The organism is Streptomyces sp. NPDC107522 (assembly GCF_055657525.1).
The window spans coordinates 30,615-49,429 of sequence record NZ_JBVKAU010000019.1 but is presented as its reverse complement, the minus strand read 5'-3'; the positions used below and the strand labels follow the sequence as shown (position 1 = coordinate 49,429).

Genomic DNA, 18,815 nt, shown 5'->3' with positions numbered 1-18,815 from the left:
GGTCCAGGGGGCGGAGCCCCCTGGCGGGGCCGAAGGGGCAGCGCCCCTGGGGATGCGACGGGTAGGGGCGGCGGGGGCGAACCACAACGGCACCCCACCACCCGCCGGCAGACGCCCGACAGCCGGTCGCAGCCCCCGTCAGCCCACCCGCCGAATCAGCGCCAAGTACATCGCGTCAGTCCCATGCAGATGAGGCCACAACTGCACATCAGGCCCCTCCCCCAGCTCCGGCACCCCAGGCAACAAGGGCCGGGCATCCACCAGCTCCCCGTCCCCCCGCTGCTTCAACACGTCCTCGACAACCACCCGCGTCTCAGCAAGATGCGGCGAACAGGTGGCATACCCCACCACCCCACCCACCCGCACAGCATCAAGAGCCGCCCGCAACAACCCCCGCTGCAGAGGCGCAAACCCCTCCAGATCCTCCGGCCTCCGCCGCCACCGCGCCTCAGGCCGCCGCCGCAACGCCCCCAACCCGGTGCACGGAACATCCACCAGCACCCGGTCGAAGCTGCCGGCCCGCCAGGCCGGCCGCGTCCCATCGGCAGCGATGACCTGATACGGCCCCGGATTGCCCTCCAGCGCCTTGGCCACAAGCCCGGCCCGATGCGGCTGCTTCTCGGAGGCGAGCAACACGGCCCCCCGCTCGGCGGCAAGCGCCCCGAGCAGCGCCGCCTTGCCCCCGGGCCCGGCACACCCGTCGAGCCACCGCGCATCGGGCCCGTCCAGCGGAGCGTTCGCGAGGGCGAGGGCAACCAGCTGACTCCCCTCGTCCTGCACCCCCGCACGCCCTTCCCGCACGGCCTCGATCGCCCCCGGCTCCCCGCCTTCGGCAAGCCGCACGGCAAAGGGCGACCAGCGCCCCGGCACGGCGGCCTCCTCACCGAGCAGTTCCTCGGTCGTGGCCCGCCCCGGCCGCGCGACCAGAGTCACCTCGGGCCGCTCGTTGTCGGCCGCCAGCAACCGCTCGATCCCGGCCCGCCCACCACCGAGCGAGTCCCAGAGCGCCGACACGACCCACCGGGGATGCGAGTGCACGACGGCGAGATGGTCCTCGGGATCCTCGTCGTACGGCGGCGCGACCCGCTCGATCCACCCGTCGAGATCGTCCTGCGCGACCTTGCGCAGCACGGCGTTGACGAACTTGGCCCGCCCGTCACCGAGCACGACACGAGCCAGCTCGACGGACGCGGACACCGCGGCATGCGCGGGAATCCGCGTCCCGAGCAGCTGATGCACACCGAGGCTCAGCACATCGAGCACCGGCGGATCGACCTCACGCAGCGGCCGGTCCACACAGGCGGAGATGACGGCGTCATACGTCCCCTGCCGCCGCAGCGTCCCGTACACCAGCTCGGTCGCGAGCGCGGCGTCCCGCCCGTCGAAGTCACCCTTCTCCCGCGCCTTGCGCAGCAGCGGCGGCAGAACGAGGTTGGCGTACGCGTCCCGCTCGTCCACGGCACGCAACGCCTCGAAGGCGAGGATGCGGACGGGGTCCTTCTGGGGCCGTCGGTACGGCTTGCCGGGTTTGCGGGGCCGACGGGAGGTGTCGCTCACGAAAAAGGTGCTCCGGATTGCTGGATGAGGTATGCACACAGCGTACGTCGCACAGGGCACCCGCCGCGCAGGGCGGTCCGGCGATCAGCGCAGGGGCCAGCCGCACACCACCCGGCAGCCGGCCTCCACGCACCCGGCATTCGGGCAGTCAGCAAGCGACAGCGACAGTCGGCCGATCAGACGCCGAGGACCTCACCATCGGCGATCCGCACACCCCGCGCCCAATCGGCCGCCCGCATCGGCTTCTTGCCCTGAGCCTGCACCCACAGCAACTCGACGGCGTACGACCCGGTCCCGACGTACACATTGTTCTTCCCGACGGAGAGCGCACCGGGCGCGAGATCGTCCCGCCCGGGCACCGGCTGCACGTGGATGAGCTTGAGCCGCTCACCGCGGAAGGTCGTCCAGGCACCCGGGGCAGGGGTGCACCCGCGCACGACACGGTCGACGCGCAGGGAGGGCGCGTTCCAGTCGATGCGGGCGTCCTCGACGTTGACCTTGGGGGCCAGGGTGACCCCATCGGACGGCTGCGGAACGGCCTTCAAGGTGCCGTCCTCGATCCCGTCCATGGTCGCGGCCAGCAGCCCGGCGCCCGCGAAGGCGAGCCGGGTCAGCAGGTCGCCGCTGGTGTCGGTGGGCCGGATCTCCTCGGTGACGGTGCCGTAGACGGGGCCGGAGTCGAGCCCTTCCTCGATCAGGAAGGTGGAGGCCCCGGTGATCTCGTCACCGGCCATGATGGCGTGCTGCACGGGCGCGGCCCCCCGCCAGGCGGGCAGCAGCGAGAAGTGCAGGTTGACCCAGCCGTGGGCCGGAATGTCGAGGGCGACGCGCGGCAGCAGGGCGCCGTAGGCGACGACGGGACAGCAGTCGGGCGCGATCTCCCTGAGCCGCTCGAGGAACTCGGGGTCCCGCGGCCTGGCGGGCTTGAGCACCTCGATCCCGGCCTCCTCGGCCCGTTCGGCCACCGGACTCGCCACCAGCCTGCGCCCACGCCCGGCCGGCGCGTCGGGCCGCGTGACGACGGCGGCCACCTCATGCCGCCCGGAGGCGATCAGAGCGTCCAGAGCGGGAACGGCGACCTCGGGGGTACCGGCGAAGACAAGCTTCATGGGTGGGTTCGGGCCTCTCGGGCGGGGGTTGTTGCGGGCAACGCACAAGTTTATGTGGCCGCGGTCGAGGGCTGCGCGGTACATGCGCGCGCGGGCGGGGCGCAGGTCCCGGAAGCCACGAACGACAGCAAGCCATGCCCACGGACGGAGAGCCGCCGACGACGAGCAACCGCCACGGGAGAGCCCAGCCTCGTGGCCGACTGGAAACGGGTCGTGCGAGGGCGGGCAAGCACCCGAGGCCGACGGCCGAGGCGCACACCCCCACACAGGGAGCGTAGGCATATGCCCACACGCCCCCAATGCGTGACCCGCGGAGCGATCCCGCGTTGGTCAAGAAAGAGTTGACCACAACGGGCCGCACCCGCCGTACTCGCGGCCCACTCCTTTTCACGCCGGTTCGAGAGGCTTGTTCATGGCCGACCACGCAACCCACGACGCCCAGGCTCGGGCCAGCCTGCACTTGCTGGTGCGGGACATCGAGCGGGTCCGCCGGCAGGTGGACGCACTGCGCACGCTCACCGCGCAACTGGGCAACGTCTACCGCCCGCGCCGCTCCGGTCCCTCCACGGGCTTCGTCGTCTACGGACGCGCCCCCGCCCCGACGGTCCGTCTCGCCCAGGAGCTGCGGGACAGTGTCGAGACCCTGGTCACGGCGGCCGTGGACTTCGACCGCTCACTCGGCTTCTCCTGGGACGCGGTCGGTTCGGCCCTCGGCGTCACCAAGCAGGCGGTCCACCGCCGCTACGGCGCACGCCGCGCCGCCGCCCAGGCGGCAGCCGAGACCGAGCGTACGACCGAGCCCTCGGGAAGCCGTTCGGTCAACGTCACCACCGCCATCCCCACCGTTCCTACGGTCCCCGCGGCCCGCTCGATGCCGACACAGCCGACGGCAGGCAGCCCCGGCCTTCGCGACGAGGCCAGGCCCACGGCCTTCCCCGGCCCTCGCAACGGCTGACACCCCATCACTCTGCCCTCCCGGAGCGCACCCGGGAGGGCAGAGCCATGCCGGGATCCGGAAGAGCCGACCGCACGGGCAGCGGACCGGCTTGGGCCTGCACACCACGCACACGCCACTCACCCGAGCCCCGGCACCGGCACCGGCACCGGCACCGGGCACCCGGCTCACCCAATATCAGGCGGATCAATCCGAACCCGCACGCGAACCACGGCCTCCCCGCCTCCGTTGCCGCCCCCGCCCCCGGCCCCACGAGCCATCCGCGCCGCCTGCGCCGCCTTCAACGCGGACGCCAGCGCGGCCCCGCGCCCCGGCGGCACCCGGATCAACGCCCGGTCCCAGTGCTCCCCCGGCGGCGGCGCCCCCGTCCGCCGCGGCCGCCCCACCGGCGTGACAGGCAAGGGCACGGGCCCCAAGACCTCGGCCTCCGGCGGCAGTTCGACGGCACGGAGGAACTCGGCGACCGCCTCCCCCGGCCCGGCCACGGAGGCCATCCGGGACACCGGCGGAAATCCGAGCTCGGCTCGCTCGGCGAGCTCGCGCACCGCATGCCCGACGGGATCCCACCGCACGAGCGCCTGCACGGGCCGCAGCGTGGGCTCGGCGACAACGACCACCGTTCCCCCGGCACCCTGCGGCCGTACCAGCGAGGCAGCCGCGATCCACCGCCGCAGCGCGTCCTCACCCGCCCGCAGATCGGGCCGCCCCAGCATGGCCCAGCCGTCCAGCAGCAGGGCCGCGGCATACCCGCCCTCGGCGACGGGCTCGGCCCCCGGCGTGCTCACGACCAGCGAAGGCGTCCCCGGCACGGTGTCCAGCACATGCTCGCGCCCGGAGGTCCGCACCGGAACCGATGGGAACGCCCGCCCCAACTCCTCGGCGGTCCGCCGGGCCCCCACGACCTGAGCCCGCAGCCGGAACCCACCGCACTCCGGACAGTGCCACGCACCTTCCTCACGCCCGCACCACCCGCACCGCAGATCAGCCCCGGAGCCCTGCGCCTCCAACGGCCCGGAGCAGTGCCGGCACCGAGCAGGCGCCCGGCAGTTGGCGCAGGCCATCCGCGGCACGTACCCGCGCCGAGGCACCTGCACGAGCACCGGCCCGTGCCGCAGCCCCTCGCGCACCGCTTGCCATGCCAGCGTGGGCAACCGAGCGGCCCGAGCGGCCTCGTCCCGCGCGAGGTCCCCGTCCCCCACGGTCCGTACGAGCGGAGCCGCACCCCGCACCTGCTCCCGCCCGGCGACCAGGGGCCGGACCCATCCGCTCTCCACGAGCTGGGCGGCCTCGACGGTGCAGCTCCAACTCCCCAGCAGAAAGCCGCACTTGTCCTGCGCGGCGCGCAGCAGGAGAACTTCCCGCGCATGGGGCTGTGGGGCATGCTGCTCACTGTGGCTGTCGTCGCCGTCGTCCCAGAGGGCGACCAGCCCGAGATCCCGCACGGGCGCGAACATGGCAGCACGAGTCCCCACGACCGCCCGTACGCTGCCCCGCCGCACCGCGAGCCACTCCCGATACCTCTTCTCGGGCCCGGCGTCGGCGGTCAGCACCGCATGCCGGCCCTCCCCCATGAGCGAGGTCAGGGCAGCGTCAACGCGCGCAACAGCTCTTCCGTCCGGCAGCACGACGAGCGCCCCGCGCCCGGAGGCCAGCGTCGCCACGACGGCCCGGGCCAGCTCCTCACTCCACTCGGGGCCGGGCAGCGCATTCCACACGGCCCGCGGCGCACTCCCGGAAGCCAGTGCCGCCAGAAAAGCGGGCCCCTGCTCATACCGCCCCCAGGACCCCGCCTCAGGAGCACCGGGCCTCGGCAACGGCTCCGGCGAAGGCCGCTGCTCGGCCCGGGCACTCCGCGGCGGCACGGCCAGCTGCAACACATCGGCCAGCCCTCCGGCGTACCGGTCGGCAACGGCCCGCGCAAGCCCCAGCAACTCCTCACTCAAGACCGGCTCGGGCGACACGACCTGCGCGAGAGCCGCCAGAGGCCCGGAGTAGTCCGACTCCGCAAGCCGCTCCACGAGGAACCCGTCGATGAGCCCCCCACCCTCACGCCGCCCCTCCCGCACCCGATGCCGGCCGGCCCCGAACCGCACTCGCACCCGCACCCCGGGCTGCGCGTCGGCGTCGAGCTCCTCGGGCACGGCGTAGTCGAAGTACCGGTCAAGATGCAGCACACCCTTGTCGACCAGCACCCGCGCGACAGGCAGCTCCCTGGCCAGCGCGGACCCGCGCCACGTCCGCGGCTTGGCCTTGGGCACCTTCGCCTTGCGCACGCTCTCCCGAATGAGCGCAAGCTGCTCGGGCGGCGCCCCCTCGGCCCCACCACCCGTCTGCCCGTTCTCGCTGCTCACGCTTGCATTCTTACCAAACACCACTGACAGCCGACGCCGCCCGAGTCCCCTACGGCGACGGAACGCACCCTCCTCCGGACTGACAAACGACGAGGCCCGGCCCCCGAAGGGAACCGGGCCTCGGCGAAGCCGTATCGCCGGGACTTACAGCCCCACAGCCTTCCGCAGCGCCTCCACGCGGTCCGTCCGCTCCCACGTGAAGTCCGGCAGCTCACGGCCGAAGTGGCCGTACGCCGCGGTCTGGGCGTAGATCGGGCGGAGCAGGTCCAGGTCGCGGATGATCGCGGCCGGACGGAGGTCGAAGACCTCGTCGATGGCCTTCTCGATCTTCTCGGCGTCGACCTTGGCCGTGCCGAAGGTCTCGATGAACAGGCCCACCGGCTCGGCCTTGCCGATCGCGTACGCCACCTGCACCTCGCAGCGCGAGGCCAGACCGGCCGCGACGACGTTCTTGGCGACCCAGCGCATCGCGTAAGCCGCCGAACGGTCCACCTTGGACGGGTCCTTGCCGGAGAACGCGCCGCCGCCATGGCGGGCCATGCCGCCGTACGTGTCGATGATGATCTTCCGGCCGGTCAGACCCGCGTCACCCATCGGGCCGCCGATCTCGAAACGGCCGGTCGGGTTGACCAGCAGACGGTAGCCGTCGGTGTCCAGCTTGATGCCGTCGTCGACGAGCGCCTTCAGCTCCGGCTCGACCACGAACTCGCGGATGTCGGGCGCCAGGAGGGAGTCCAGGTCGATGTCGGACGCGTGCTGCGAGGAGACGACGACGGTGTCCAGGCGTACGGCCTTGTCGCCGTCGTACTCGATGGTGACCTGCGTCTTGCCGTCGGGGCGCAGGTAGGGGATCGTGCCGTTCTTGCGGACGTCGGACAGGCGCTTGGACAGGCGGTGCGCCAGGAAGATCGGCAGCGGCATCAGCGTCGGCGTCTCGTCCGAGGCGTAGCCGAACATCAGGCCCTGGTCACCGGCGCCCTGGCGGTCCAGTTCGTCCTCGTCGCCCTCGACCCGGGTCTCGTACGCCGTGTCCACGCCCTGGGCGATGTCCGGCGACTGCGCGCCGATCGAGACAGAGACACCACAGGAGGCGCCGTCGAAGCCCTTCTTCGAGGAGTCGTAGCCGATCTCGAGGATCTTGTTGCGGACCAGTGTCGCGATGTCCGCGTACGTCTTGGTCGTGACCTCGCCGGCCACGTGCACCAGGCCGGTGGTGATGAGGGTCTCGACGGCGACCCGGGAGGTCGGGTCCTCACGCAGAAGCGCATCGAGGATGGTGTCGCTGATCTGGTCAGCGATCTTGTCGGGGTGACCTTCGGTCACGGACTCCGAGGTGAACAGGCGACGGGACACAACGCTCCCTGTGGTTGCAGCGGCTGCTGGCTGATCATTTGTGGACGGGACGGGGGCTGCGCCCGGCGTCGTCCGAGGACAGTTTATCTGTCGTGCTCGGTCACGGACCCCCTGTCTCGCCTCTCGGGAGCGCTGTGACCTGCGGCACGGGCATTCTGCCCAATGCCACGCGCCCTTGGCCAGGGGCGCCACACCCGAATCGAGCGATGCTCAGGAGAGAGCCGCAGCGCATCAAACATTCACACCAGTCGCCGCGTCACCAGGTCCCACACGATTTCGGCCAGTGCTTCCTTGGGTCCGTGCGGCACGGGTGTCTCACTGCCGTCGGCGCCCAGGACGACCGCCTCGTTCTCCTCGGAGCCGAACGTCTTGCGCTCGCCCACCTCGTTCACCACGAGGAGGTCGCACCCCTTGCGCTCCAGCTTCCTGCGGCCGTTGGCCAGGACGTCGTCCGTCTCGGCGGCGAAGCCGACGACCACCTGGCCGGTACGGGCGCGGTCGGTCGAGATCTCCGCGAGGATGTCCGGATTCCGCACGAGAACGATGGGCTCCGGGTCCTGGTCGTCCTTCTTCTTGATCTTTCCGGCGGCGTACGTCGCCGGGCGGAAGTCCGCTACCGCCGCCGCCATCACCACAGCGTCGGCTTCCGCGGCCGCCTTGAGGACCGCCTCCCGCAGCTGCACGGCCGTGCCCACCTGCACGACGTCCACGCCTGCCGGGTCGGGCAGCCCGGTGTTCGCCGCGATCAGGGTGACGCGGGCACCCCGTGCGGCGGCGGTGCGGGCGAGGGCGTATCCCTGCTTGCCGGAGGAGCGGTTGCCGAGGAAGCGGACGGGGTCGAGGGGCTCGCGGGTGCCGCCGGCGCTGATGACGACGTGCCGGCCCTTGAGGTCCGGCTCGGTGACGCCGCGGGCGAGGACCCGGCGACAGATCTCGAAGATCTCGGAGGGGTCGGGCAGCCGGCCTTTGCCGGTGTCGACGCCGGTGAGACGGCCGACGGCGGGCTCGATGACGACCGCGCCGCGCCGCCGCAGCGTCGCCACGTTCTCCTGCGTGGCCGGGTGTTCCCACATCTCGGTGTGCATGGCGGGGGCGAAGACCACCGGACAGCGGGCGGTGAGCAGGGTGTTGGTCAGCAGGTCGTCGGCGAGGCCGTGCGCGGCCTTGGCGAGCGTGTCGGCCGTGGCCGGGGCGACGACGACCAGGTCGGCCTGCTGGCCGATACGGACGTGCGGGACCTCGTGGACGTCGTCCCACACCTCCGTCGAGACGGGGTTGCCGGAGAGGGCGGACCAGGTGGCGGCGCCCACGAAGTGCAGCGCGGAGGCCGTCGGGACGACGCGGACGTCATGGCCCGACTCCGTCAGCCGTCGCAGCAGCTCACAGGCCTTGTAGGCGGCGATGCCACCGCTGACCCCCAGAACGACCTTCGGCTTGTCCACCGTCTCTCCCCGGACTCGGCAACGTACGACTCCACTACACACCACAGGCCCGGCAGTCGCGCTGCCGGGCCTGTGGAAAAGTCAGCTGCAAGCTGCAAATCGTACTTACTGCGCCGGGCCCTCGACGGCCTCGGACGTCAGCAGACCCGCGTTGATCTCGCGCAGGGCGATCGAGAGCGGCTTCTCGTGAACGTGGGTGTCCACGAGCGGACCGACGTACTCGAGGAGACCCTCGCCGAGCTGCGAGTAGTACGCGTTGATCTGGCGGGCGCGCTTGGCCGCGTAGATCACGAGGCTGTACTTCGAGTCGGTGGCCTCGAGGAGCTCGTCGATCGGCGGGTTGATGATGCCCTCGGGCGCGGAGATGGAAGAGGACACGCTCTACCTTCCGATGGATGGGAAAGATTCAGTGTGAATGATCAAGTTTGAGCGAAACGATCAAACTTGGACGATCAGCCACGATCACACAACGTCCATCAAGGCTAGCAGCTCGCGCGCCACGTCCTCGACGGAGGTGTTGACCAAGGTCACATCGAACTCGGGCTCGGCCGCCAGCTCGACCTTCGCCGCGTCCAGGCGGCGCTCGATCACCTCGGGCGGCTCGGTGCCACGTCCGGTGAGTCTGCGCACCAGCTCCTCCCAGGAGGGAGGAGCCAGGAACACCAGCTGGGCGTCCGCCATGGACTCACGGACCTGCCGGGCGCCCTGGAGGTCGATCTCCAGGAGCACGGGCTCGCCCGCCTCCAGCCGCTCCAGCACGGCCGCACGCGGCGTGCCGTAGCGATTGCCGGCGAACTCGGCCCACTCCAGCAGCTCGCCGTTGGCGATCAGCTTGTCCATCTCCTCGTCGGTGACGAAGAAGTAGTGGACTCCGTGCCGCTCGCCGGGGCGGGGCTTGCGGGTCGTCGCCGACACCGAGAGCCAGACCTCGGGGTGTTCCTTGCGCATATGGGCGACGACCGTGCTCTTGCCGACCCCGGAGGGGCCGGAGAGCACGGTCAGCCGCGGACGTTCACTCATGCAGCGATTATTCCAGCAATCCCGGAGTGCCCGGGACTCCCGGTCCGGAGGACCCGGACTCAGGAGCCGGTGCTGCCGAACTCACGCTCCAGGGAAGCGATCTGGTTCGAGCCGAGACCGCGCACGCGGCGGCTCTCGGAGATGCCGAGTCGCTCCATGATCTGCTTGGCGCGGACCTTGCCCACGCCCGGCAGGGACTCGAGCAGGGCGGAGACCTTCATCTTGCCGATGACGTCGTTCTCCTGGCCCTGCTTGATGACCTCGTGCAGGGAGGCGCCGGAGTGCTTGAGTCGATTCTTGACCTCGGCCCGCTCCCGGCGAGCCGCGGCGGCCTTTTCGAGCGCGGCTGCGCGCTGTTCAGGGGTAAGGGGCGGAAGAGCCACGCCTACGTCACCTCGGATGTCGAACTGTCGGATACGGACCGGTGAGGAACCTAGTCGCCCCACACCTGGGGAGCCACGAGCAACACGCTTGCCCGTTCACTCTGCGTCGGAGACTAGCGGCCAAGTCCGCCAGAGTCAGCGAGAACAGCGGAAAAGTCCTGGTCAGCCTCCGTCAGGCCGGACATTTAGGACATAATGCCCCGGATTTGAGGATGTATTCAGACTCAAGTCGGCCCGGAGTCACTCATCGGAGGTCTCGTGCGACCACCTCGAACACCCCTGACGGCGGTCAGCTGCCCGACACAGCGACCCGGACTTCGTCGGCGAAGCGTGACGCGGCCTCACGCAGCGCGACGACGTCGGGTCCGTGTCGCAGCACGCCCCGGCTGACGTTGGGGACGACATTGCGCACCGCGGCGCCGAAGACCCGGGGGAGATCGGCCGGCGTGGCTCCCTGCGCGCCGATGCCGGGCGCGAGGAGCGGGCCGTTGATGTCCAGGTCGTACGTCGACAGGTCGCCAAGGGTGGCGCCGACGACCGCCCCGAAGGAGCCCAGCGGCTCCTCCCCCGCGTTCTCGACGGCCAGGTGCCCCAGCATCGTCGCGCCGACGGTGCGGCCGTCCGCGCGGATCGCGTGCTGGACCTCCCCGCCCTCCGGGTTGGAGGTCAGCGCGAGCACGAACAGGCCGGTGCCGCTCTCCCGGGCCAGCGCGACGGCAGGTGAGAGCGAGCCGTAGCCGAGGTACGGCGAGACGGTCAGTGCGTCCGAGAAGAGCGGGGAGTCCTTCCTGAGGAAAGACTCGGCGTACGCGGCCATGGTCGAGCCGATGTCGCCGCGCTTGGCGTCCATCACGACCAGCGCCCCGGCCGCCCGTGCCTCCTCGACCGACTTCTCCAGGACGGCGACGCCGCGCGAGCCGAAGCGCTCGAAGAACGCGCTCTGCGGCTTGAGCACGGCGACCCGGTCGGCCATCGCCTCGACGACGGTGCGGCTGAACCGCTCCAGGCCGGTCACGTCGTCGTTCAGGCCCCACTCGGCGAGCAGGGACGCGTGCGGGTCGATGCCGACGCACAGCGGGCCACGCTCGTCCATGGCCCGGCGAAGTCGTGCGCCAAAGGGTTCCAGAGGGCTCATGCGGTCTTCCTTGCCTTCCTGACGTCGGCGCCGACCGCGTCGGCGAGGGTGTCGTACGGGCTGGTGCGGAGGCGGGCGGCGAGGCCCTTGTGGATGGCACGGCCCCAGAAGGGCCCCTCGTAGATGAAGGCGCTGTATCCCTGGACCAGCGTGGCGCCCGCCAGGATGCGCTCCCAGGCGTCCTCGGCGTTCTCGATGCCGCCGACGCCCACGAGGGTGATCCGGTCGCCCACGCGCGCGTACAGGCGCCGCAGAACCTCCAGGGAGCGCTTCTTCAGCGGCGCCCCCGAGAGCCCCCCGGTCTCCTTCACCAGCGAGGGTTCGGATTTCAAACCGAGCCCCTCGCGCACGATGGTCGTGTTCGTGGCGATGATGCCGTCCAGGCCGAGCTCGACGGCCAGGTCGGCGACCGCGTCGACGTCCTCGTCGGCGAGGTCGGGCGCGATCTTCACCAGGAGCGGGACGCGGCGGTTCGCGACCGTGCGGTCGGCGGCCTCGCGCACGGCGGTCAGCAGCGGGCGCAGTGCCTCGGTGGCCTGCAGGTTGCGCAGGCCGGGCGTGTTCGGCGAGGAGACATTGACCACCAGGTAGTCGGCGTACGGCGCCAGCCGCTCCGTCGACTTCACGTAGTCGCCGACGGCCTCCTCCTCCGGGACGACCTTGGTCTTGCCGATGTTGACGCCCACGACGGTCTTGAAGACCGGTGTACGGGACGCCAGGCGGGCGGCGACGGCCAGCGAGCCCTCGTTGTTGAAGCCCATGCGGTTGATCAGCGCCCGGTCCTGCACGAGCCGGAAGAGCCGCTTCTTGGGGTTGCCCGGCTGCGCCTCCCCGGTGACCGTGCCGATCTCGACGTGGTCGAAGCCCAGCATCGACATGCCGTCGATGGCGATCGCGTTCTTGTCGAATCCGGCGGCGAGCCCGAAGGGGCCGTGCATGCGCAGACCGAAGGCCTCCGTGCGCAGTTCCTTGTAGCGCGGCGCGAGCGCGGCGGCGACGAAGGTGCGCAGCACGGGGATCCTGACGGCGAGTCGGATCCAGCGGAACGCCAGATAGTGGGCCTGCTCCGGGTCCATCCGTTTGAAAACCAGACGGAAGAAAAGCTTGTACATCAGTCAGTGTCCTCTTGAAGCCTCGTCACCCTCATGAAGAGGGGGACACCGTTTCCGGTGTCCCCCTCAGGGCTGCTAGTCGCGGGCCGCGGTCAGGTGTTCCGCGTGTTCCTGGAGCGAACGGACGCCCACATCACCGTGGTTGAGGGCGTCGATGCCCTGGACGGCGGCGGCGAGCGCCTGAACCGTCGTCAGGCACGGGACCGACCGCGCCACGGCCGCCGTACGGATGTCGTAGCCGTCGAGGCGGCCGCCGGTGCCGTACGGGGTGTTGACGATGAGGTCGACCTCGCCGTCGTGGATGAGCTGGACGATGGTCTTCTCGCCGCCCGGGCCGGTGCCCTCGGACTGCTTGCGCACGACCGTGGCGTTGATGCCGTTGCGCTTGAGGACCTCGGCAGTGCCGGAGGTGGCGAGCAGCTCGAAGCCGTGGGCGACCAGCTCGCGCGCCGGGAAGATCATCGAGCGCTTGTCGCGGTTGGCGACCGAGATGAAGGCGCGGCCCTTGGTGGGCAGCGGGCCGTAGGCGCCGGCCTGCGACTTGGCGTACGCCGTGCCGAAGACGCTGTCGATGCCCATGACCTCGCCGGTGGAGCGCATCTCCGGGCCGAGGACCGTGTCGACGCCACGGCCGTGGATGTCACGGAAGCGCGACCACGGCATGACGGCCTCCTTGACGGAGATCGGCGCGTCGAGCGGGAGCTCGCCGCCGTCGCCGGTGGCCGGAAGCAGCCCCTCGGCACGGAGTTCGGCGATGGTGGCGCCCAGTGAGATCCGGGCGGCTGCCTTCGCCAGCGGCACCGCGGTCGCCTTCGAGGTGAAGGGGACCGTACGGGACGCGCGCGGGTTGGCCTCCAGGACGTACAGGATGTCGCCGGCCATCGCGAACTGGATGTTGATCAGGCCGCGGACGCCGACGCCCTTGGCGATGGCCTCCGTGGAGGCGCGCAGGCGCTTGATGTCGAAGCCGCCGAGCGTGATCGGGGGCAGGGCGCACGCCGAGTCGCCGGAGTGGATGCCGGCCTCCTCGATGTGCTCCATGACGCCGCCGAGGTAGAGCTCTTCGCCGTCGTAGAGGGCATCGACGTCGATCTCGATCGCGTCGTCGAGGAAGCGGTCGACAAGGACCGGCCGCGAGGGGCTGATCTCGGTCGACTCGGCGATGTACGACTCGAGGCGGGCCTCGTCGTACACGATCTCCATGCCGCGCCCGCCGAGGACATACGACGGCCGCACCAGGACCGGGTAGCCGATCTCGTCGGCGATGGCCTTGGCCCCGGCGAAGGTGGTGGCGGTGCCGTGCTTGGGGGCCGGGAGGCCGGCCTCCTGCAGGACCTGGCCGAAGGCGCCGCGGTCCTCGGCGGCGTGGATGGCCTCGGGGGACGTGCCGACGATCGGCACGCCGTTGTCCTTGAGCGCCTGCGCCAGGCCCAGCGGGGTCTGGCCGCCCAGCTGGACCACGACACCGGCGATCGGACCGGCGAGCGACTCCGCGTGGACGATCTCCAGCACGTCTTCCAGCGTCAGCGGCTCGAAGTACAGGCGGTCGGAGGTGTCGTAGTCCGTGGAGACGGTCTCCGGGTTGCAGTTGACCATCACGGTCTCGTACCCGGCGTCGCTCAGCGCGAAGGAGGCGTGGACGCAGGAGTAGTCGAACTCGATGCCCTGGCCGATGCGGTTGGGACCCGAGCCCAGGATGATGACGGCCGGCTTCTCACGAGAAGCGACCTCCGTCTCCTCGTCGTAGGAGGAGTAGAAGTACGGCGTCTTCGCCGCGAACTCGGCGGCGCAGGTGTCGACCGTCTTGTAGACCGGGCGGATGCCGAGCGCGTGCCGCACCTCGCGCACGACGTCCTCGCGCAGGCCGCGGATCTCGGCGATCTGCTGGTCGGAGAAGCCGTGCCGCTTGGCCTCGGCCAGCAGGTCGGGGGTGAGCTCCGGCGCCTCGGCGATCTCGTCGGCGATCTCCTTGATGAGGAAGAGCTGGTCGACGAACCAGGGGTCGATCTTCGTGTACTCGAAGACCTCCTCGGGCGTGGCGCCCGCGCGGATGGCCTGCATGACGGCGTTGATCCGGCCGTCGGTGGGCCGTACGGCCTCGCGCAGCAGCTCTTCCTTGTCGCCGGGCTCGCCGACAAAGGTGAACTGGCTGCCCTTCTTCTCCAGCGAGCGCAGCGCCTTCTGGAAGGCCTCGGTGAAGTTGCGGCCGATGGCCATGGCCTCGCCGACCGACTTCATGGTGGTGGTCAGCGTGGAGTCGGCCTGCGGGAACTTCTCGAAGGCGAACCGCGGGGCCTTCACGACCACGTAGTCGAGCGTCGGCTCGAAGGAGGCCGGGGTCTCCTGCGTGATGTCGTTCGGGATCTCGTCGAGGGTGTAGCCGACGGCCAGCTTGGCGGCGATCTTGGCGATCGGGAAGCCGGTCGCCTTGGAGGCGAGGGCCGACGAGCGCGACACGCGCGGGTTCATCTCGATGACGATCACGCGACCGTCCTCGGGGTTCACCGCGAACTGGATGTTGCAGCCGCCGGTGTCGACGCCGACCTCACGGATGACGGCGATGCCGATGTCGCGCAGGATCTGGTACTCGCGGTCGGTGAGAGTCATCGCCGGGGCGACGGTGATGGAGTCACCGGTGTGCACGCCCATGGGGTCGAAGTTCTCGATGGAGCAGACGACCACGACGTTGTCGTGCTTGTCGCGCATCAGCTCCAGCTCGTACTCCTTCCAGCCGAGGATGGACTCCTCCAGGAGCACCTCGGTGGTCGGGGAGAGCGTGAGGCCCTGACCGGCGATGCGGCGCAGCTCCTCCTCGTCGTGGGCGAAGCCGGACCCGGCGCCGCCCATGGTGAAGGAGGGGCGGACGACGACCGGGTAGCCGCCGAGCGTCTCGACGCCCGCGAGGACGTCGTCCATGGAGTGGCAGATGACCGAGCGGGCGGACTCGCCGTGGCCGATCTTGGCGTTGACCGCGTCGACGACCAGCTTGAACTGGTCGCGGTCCTCGCCCTTGTGGATCGCCTCGACGTTGGCCCCGATCAGCTCGACGCCGTACTTGTCGAGGACGCCGTTCTCGTGCAGCGAGATCGCGGTGTTGAGGGCCGTCTGGCCGCCCAGGGTGGGCAGGAGCGCGTCCGGGCGCTCCTTGGCGATGATCTTCTCGACGAACTCCGGGGTGATCGGCTCGACGTAGGTGGCGTCGGCGATCTCCGGGTCGGTCATGATCGTCGCCGGGTTGGAGTTCACGAGGATGACCCGCAGGCCCTCGGACTTCAGGACGCGGCACGCCTGCGTGCCGGAGTAGTCGAACTCGGCGGCCTGGCCGATGACGATCGGGCCGGAGCCGATGACCAGGACGGACTGGATATCGGTGCGCTTAGGCACGCTGGCCCTCCATCAGGGATACGAAGCGGTCGAACAGGTAGGCGGCGTCGTGCGGACCCGCGGCTGCTTCGGGGTGGTACTGGACGCTGAAAGCCGGCTTGTCGAGGAGCTGGAGGCCCTCCACCACGTTGTCGTTCAGGCAGACGTGGGAGACCTCAGCGCGGCCGTAGGGGGTGTCGGAGACCTTGTCGGTCGGGGCGTCCACGGCGAAGCCGTGGTTGTGCGCGGTGACCTCGACCTTGCCGGTCGTACGGTCCTGCACGGGCTGGTTGATGCCGCGGTGGCCGTACTTGAGCTTGTAGGTGCCGAAGCCGAGCGCGCGGCCAAGGATCTGGTTGCCGAAGCAGATGCCGAAGAGCGGGGTGCCGCGCTCCAGGACCGCCTGCATGACGGAGACCGGGTGGTCGGCGGTGGCCGGGTCGCCCGGGCCGTTGGAGAAGAACACGCCGTCCGGGTTGACGGCGTACACATCGTCGGCGGTCGCCGTGGCCGGTAGCACGTGCACCTCGATGCCGCGCTCGGCCATCCGGTGCGGGGTCATGCCCTTGATGCCCAGGTCGACCGCGGCGACCGTGAACTTCTTCTCGCCGATCGCCGGGACGACGTACGCCTCCTTGGTGGCGACCTCGGCGGAGAGGTCGGCGCCCTTCATCTCGGGGGCCTGGCACACCTCGGCGAGCATGGTGCCCTCGTCGGGCAGGGCGTTGCCGGAGAAGATGCCGACGCGCATGGCGCCGCGCTCACGCAGATGGCGGGTCAGCGCGCGCGTGTCGATGCCGGAGATCCCGACGACGCCCTGGTGGCGCAGCTCCTCGTCCAGCGAGCGCTTGGCACGCCAGTTGGACGGCACGCGCGCGGGGTCGCGCACGACGTATCCGGCGACCCAGATGCGCTTGCTCTCCGGGTCCTCGTCGTTGACGCCGGTGTTGCCGACGTGCGGGGCGGTCATCACGACCACCTGGCGGTGGTACGAGGGATCGGTGAGGGTCTCCTGGTAGCCGGTCATGCCGGTGGAGAACACGGCCTCGCCGAAGGTCACCCCCACGGCCCCGTAGGCGCGGCCCCGGAAGATCCGGCCGTCCTCCAGGACGAGTACGGCGGGAGCCGCCTTGTGCCTCTTCGAGGCGGTCCCCTGGATGGAGGTCGTCATCGTTCGGCGCCTTCCGTGCTGTTGGTGTTGATCATGGAGTTAATGACGTCGACCCACTCGTTGTGCTCCGCCGCGTGGTCCGAGCGGAACCCGGAGTCGATCAGCCGTTCGCCGTGCGCCCAGGTCACGACGAGCAGACCGCCCTCGGTGAGGACCTTGCCGGCGATGCCCTTGTCGAGCCGGGCCTCGCGCAGCGCGGCGGCGGGTACGAAGAAATCGGTCGCCCCGGGGCGTACGACGTCCAGTCCCGCGGCCGTCAGCGTGAGCTCGACCCGGCTGCGGGTGCCCAGGCCGTGCGCCACGATGCGGTCCAGCCACTGCCCTGCGGTGGTCGAGCCGTGGTAGCGGCCGCTCATGCTCAGTCTCGCCGGGCCGGGGTCGTCCGGCGCGCTGGGCAGCTCGGGCAGGTCGCCCTGGAGCGTGCCGCGCCACTTCCAGCCCTCGCGCATCAGCCAGTAGACGAGCGCGACGAAGAGGAGGAGGCCGACGACCCAGCCGACGCGGGCGGCCCAGTCGGTCACCTCCGCCGACTTCTTCTCGGCGGCGATCCCGGCTGCGAGCAGTGTTGCAGGTGTCACGTGAGCTTCCCGTCGACGAGCGTGGCCTTGCCCCGGAGCCACGTGTGCGTGACACGGCCCGGCAGCTCACGCCCCTCGTACGGAGTGTTGCGGCTGCGCGAGGCGAAGCCCGCGGGGTCCACGGACCCACGGTATTCCGTGTCGACGAGCGTGAGGTTGGCGGGCTCACCAGCCGAGACGGGACGGCCGTGGCCCTTCGCCTGCCCGATCTCGGCGGGCTTGAAGGACATGCGCTCGGCGACCCCGGCCCAGGTGAGGAGCCCGGTGTCCACCATGGTCTCCTGCACCACTGACAACGCGGTCTCCAGGCCGACCATCCCCATGGCGGCCGCGGCCCACTCGCAGTCCTTGTCCTCGTGCGGGTGCGGGGCGTGGTCGGTGGCCACGATGTCGATCGTGCCGTCGGCGAGGGCCTCGCGCAGCGCCAGCACGTCACGCTCGGTGCGCAGCGGCGGGTTGACCTTGTAGACCGGGTTGTACGTCCGCACCAGCTCGTCGGTGAGAAGCAGGTGGTGCGGGGTGACCTCGGCGGTGACGTCGATGCCGCGGGACTTGGCCCAGCGCACGATCTCGACCGACCCGGCGGTCGACAGGTGGCAGATGTGGACGCGGGAGCCGACGTGCTCGGCGAGCAGGACGTCCCGGGCGATGATCGATTCCTCGGCCACCGCGGGCCAGCCGCCGAGACCCAGCTCGGCGGAGACGACACCCTCGTTCATCTGGGCGCCCTCGGTCAGCCGCGGCTCCTGCGCGTGCTGGGCGACGACGCCGCCGAAGGCCTTCACGTACTCCAGCGCGCGCCGCATGATCACGGCGTCGTCGACGCACTTGCCGTCGTCGGAGAAGACGGTGACGCCGGCGGCCGACTCGTGCATGGCGCCCAGCTCGGCGAGCTTCTTGCCCTCCAGGCCGACGGTGACGGCGCCGATGGGCTGCACGTCGCAGTAGCCGTGCTCCTGCCCGAGCCGGTAGACCTGCTCGACGACACCGGCGGTGTCGGCGACGGGGAAGGTGTTGGCCATGGCGAACACCGCGGTGTAGCCGCCGCTCGCCGCCGCGCGCGTGCCGGTCAGCACGGTCTCGGAGTCCTCGCGGCCCGGCTCACGCAGGTGCGTGTGCAGGTCGACGAGCCCGGGCAGCAGCACCTTTCCGGCGGCCTCCACGACCTCGGCGCCCTCGTCGGAGAGCCCGGCACCGACGGCCTCGATGACGGAACCGTTGATCAGGACGTCCTGCGGCTCGCCGCCGAGCACCTTCGCACCACGGATCAGGATCTTGCTCATCTG

Annotated in this window: 15 protein-coding genes; 1 reads left to right on the top strand and 14 read right to left on the bottom strand. The window is 70.7% G+C overall.

Features of this window, described 5'->3' with window-relative positions:
- Window positions 1–138: 138 nt before the first annotated feature.
- Both ACZ7L6_RS37150 and fmt read right to left on the bottom strand, forming a co-directional pair.
- On the bottom strand, window positions 139–1,557 hold the full coding sequence (locus ACZ7L6_RS37150) for an RsmB/NOP family class I SAM-dependent RNA methyltransferase (RefSeq protein WP_471931816.1): 1,419 nt from the start codon (window positions 1,555–1,557) through the stop codon (window positions 139–141).
- A gap of 176 nt (window positions 1,558–1,733) precedes the next feature.
- The gene (gene fmt / locus ACZ7L6_RS37145; RefSeq protein ID WP_471931814.1) at window positions 1,734–2,666 is read right to left on the bottom strand and encodes a methionyl-tRNA formyltransferase; all 933 of its coding nucleotides are present in this window, start codon (window positions 2,664–2,666) and stop codon (window positions 1,734–1,736) included.
- A gap of 412 nt (window positions 2,667–3,078) precedes the next feature.
- Between fmt and ACZ7L6_RS37140 the strand changes: the two genes are divergently transcribed.
- Entirely contained in the window at window positions 3,079–3,621 is a 543-nt protein-coding gene (locus ACZ7L6_RS37140; RefSeq protein WP_471931812.1) for a hypothetical protein, read from the top strand.
- Between the two features lie 167 nt (window positions 3,622–3,788).
- Here the strand turns inward: ACZ7L6_RS37140 and ACZ7L6_RS37135 are convergent, their stop codons facing one another.
- The 12 genes from ACZ7L6_RS37135 to ACZ7L6_RS37080 form a co-directional block, all read right to left on the bottom strand.
- Window positions 3,789–5,972, bottom strand: a complete 2,184-nt coding sequence (locus ACZ7L6_RS37135; protein ID WP_471931810.1) for a primosomal protein N' — start codon at window positions 5,970–5,972, stop codon at window positions 3,789–3,791.
- Between the two features lie 144 nt (window positions 5,973–6,116).
- Window positions 6,117–7,325, bottom strand: a complete 1,209-nt coding sequence (gene metK / locus ACZ7L6_RS37130; protein ID WP_471931808.1) for a methionine adenosyltransferase — start codon at window positions 7,323–7,325, stop codon at window positions 6,117–6,119.
- A gap of 239 nt (window positions 7,326–7,564) precedes the next feature.
- Window positions 7,565–8,767, bottom strand: a complete 1,203-nt coding sequence (gene coaBC, locus ACZ7L6_RS37125; protein WP_471931806.1) for a bifunctional phosphopantothenoylcysteine decarboxylase/phosphopantothenate--cysteine ligase CoaBC — start codon at window positions 8,765–8,767, stop codon at window positions 7,565–7,567.
- Between the two features lie 105 nt (window positions 8,768–8,872).
- Window positions 8,873–9,145, bottom strand: coding sequence for a DNA-directed RNA polymerase subunit omega (gene rpoZ / locus ACZ7L6_RS37120; protein ID WP_003988945.1), 273 nt, complete (start codon window positions 9,143–9,145; stop codon window positions 8,873–8,875).
- An 84-nt stretch (window positions 9,146–9,229) separates the two neighbouring features.
- Window positions 9,230–9,850 (bottom strand): guanylate kinase, encoded by a 621-nt coding sequence (gmk, locus tag ACZ7L6_RS37115; RefSeq protein WP_471932004.1) that lies wholly within the window; start codon window positions 9,848–9,850, stop codon window positions 9,230–9,232.
- Window positions 9,847–10,170 (bottom strand): integration host factor, encoded by a 324-nt coding sequence (locus ACZ7L6_RS37110; protein WP_003977346.1) that lies wholly within the window; start codon window positions 10,168–10,170, stop codon window positions 9,847–9,849. Before ACZ7L6_RS37110 ends, gmk begins: the two co-directional genes overlap by 4 nt.
- 289 nt (window positions 10,171–10,459) lie before the next feature.
- The gene (gene pyrF, locus ACZ7L6_RS37105) at window positions 10,460–11,305 is read right to left on the bottom strand and encodes an orotidine-5'-phosphate decarboxylase (RefSeq protein ID WP_471931804.1); all 846 of its coding nucleotides are present in this window, start codon (window positions 11,303–11,305) and stop codon (window positions 10,460–10,462) included.
- The gene (locus tag ACZ7L6_RS37100; protein WP_471931802.1) at window positions 11,302–12,417 is read right to left on the bottom strand and encodes a quinone-dependent dihydroorotate dehydrogenase; all 1,116 of its coding nucleotides are present in this window, start codon (window positions 12,415–12,417) and stop codon (window positions 11,302–11,304) included. The genes pyrF and ACZ7L6_RS37100 overlap by 4 nt, the downstream gene beginning before the upstream one ends.
- 75 nt (window positions 12,418–12,492) lie before the next feature.
- Window positions 12,493–15,801 carry a carbamoyl-phosphate synthase large subunit gene (carB, locus tag ACZ7L6_RS37095; protein ID WP_471931800.1) on the bottom strand — a complete coding sequence of 1,103 codons (3,309 nt, stop codon included), beginning with the start codon at window positions 15,799–15,801 and terminating at the stop codon, window positions 12,493–12,495.
- Window positions 15,794–16,951 carry a glutamine-hydrolyzing carbamoyl-phosphate synthase small subunit gene (gene carA / locus ACZ7L6_RS37090; protein ID WP_471931798.1) on the bottom strand — a complete coding sequence of 386 codons (1,158 nt, stop codon included), beginning with the start codon at window positions 16,949–16,951 and terminating at the stop codon, window positions 15,794–15,796. Before carA ends, carB begins: the two co-directional genes overlap by 8 nt.
- Window positions 16,948–17,529: a PH-like domain-containing protein gene (locus tag ACZ7L6_RS37085; RefSeq protein ID WP_471931796.1), complete on the bottom strand. Its 582-nt coding sequence runs from the start codon at window positions 17,527–17,529 to the stop codon at window positions 16,948–16,950. The genes carA and ACZ7L6_RS37085 overlap by 4 nt, the downstream gene beginning before the upstream one ends.
- A complete protein-coding gene (locus ACZ7L6_RS37080; protein WP_471931794.1) occupies window positions 17,526–18,812 on the bottom strand; it encodes a dihydroorotase in 1,287 nt (428 codons plus the stop codon). The genes ACZ7L6_RS37085 and ACZ7L6_RS37080 overlap by 4 nt, the downstream gene beginning before the upstream one ends.
- Window positions 18,813–18,815 lie beyond the last annotated feature (3 nt).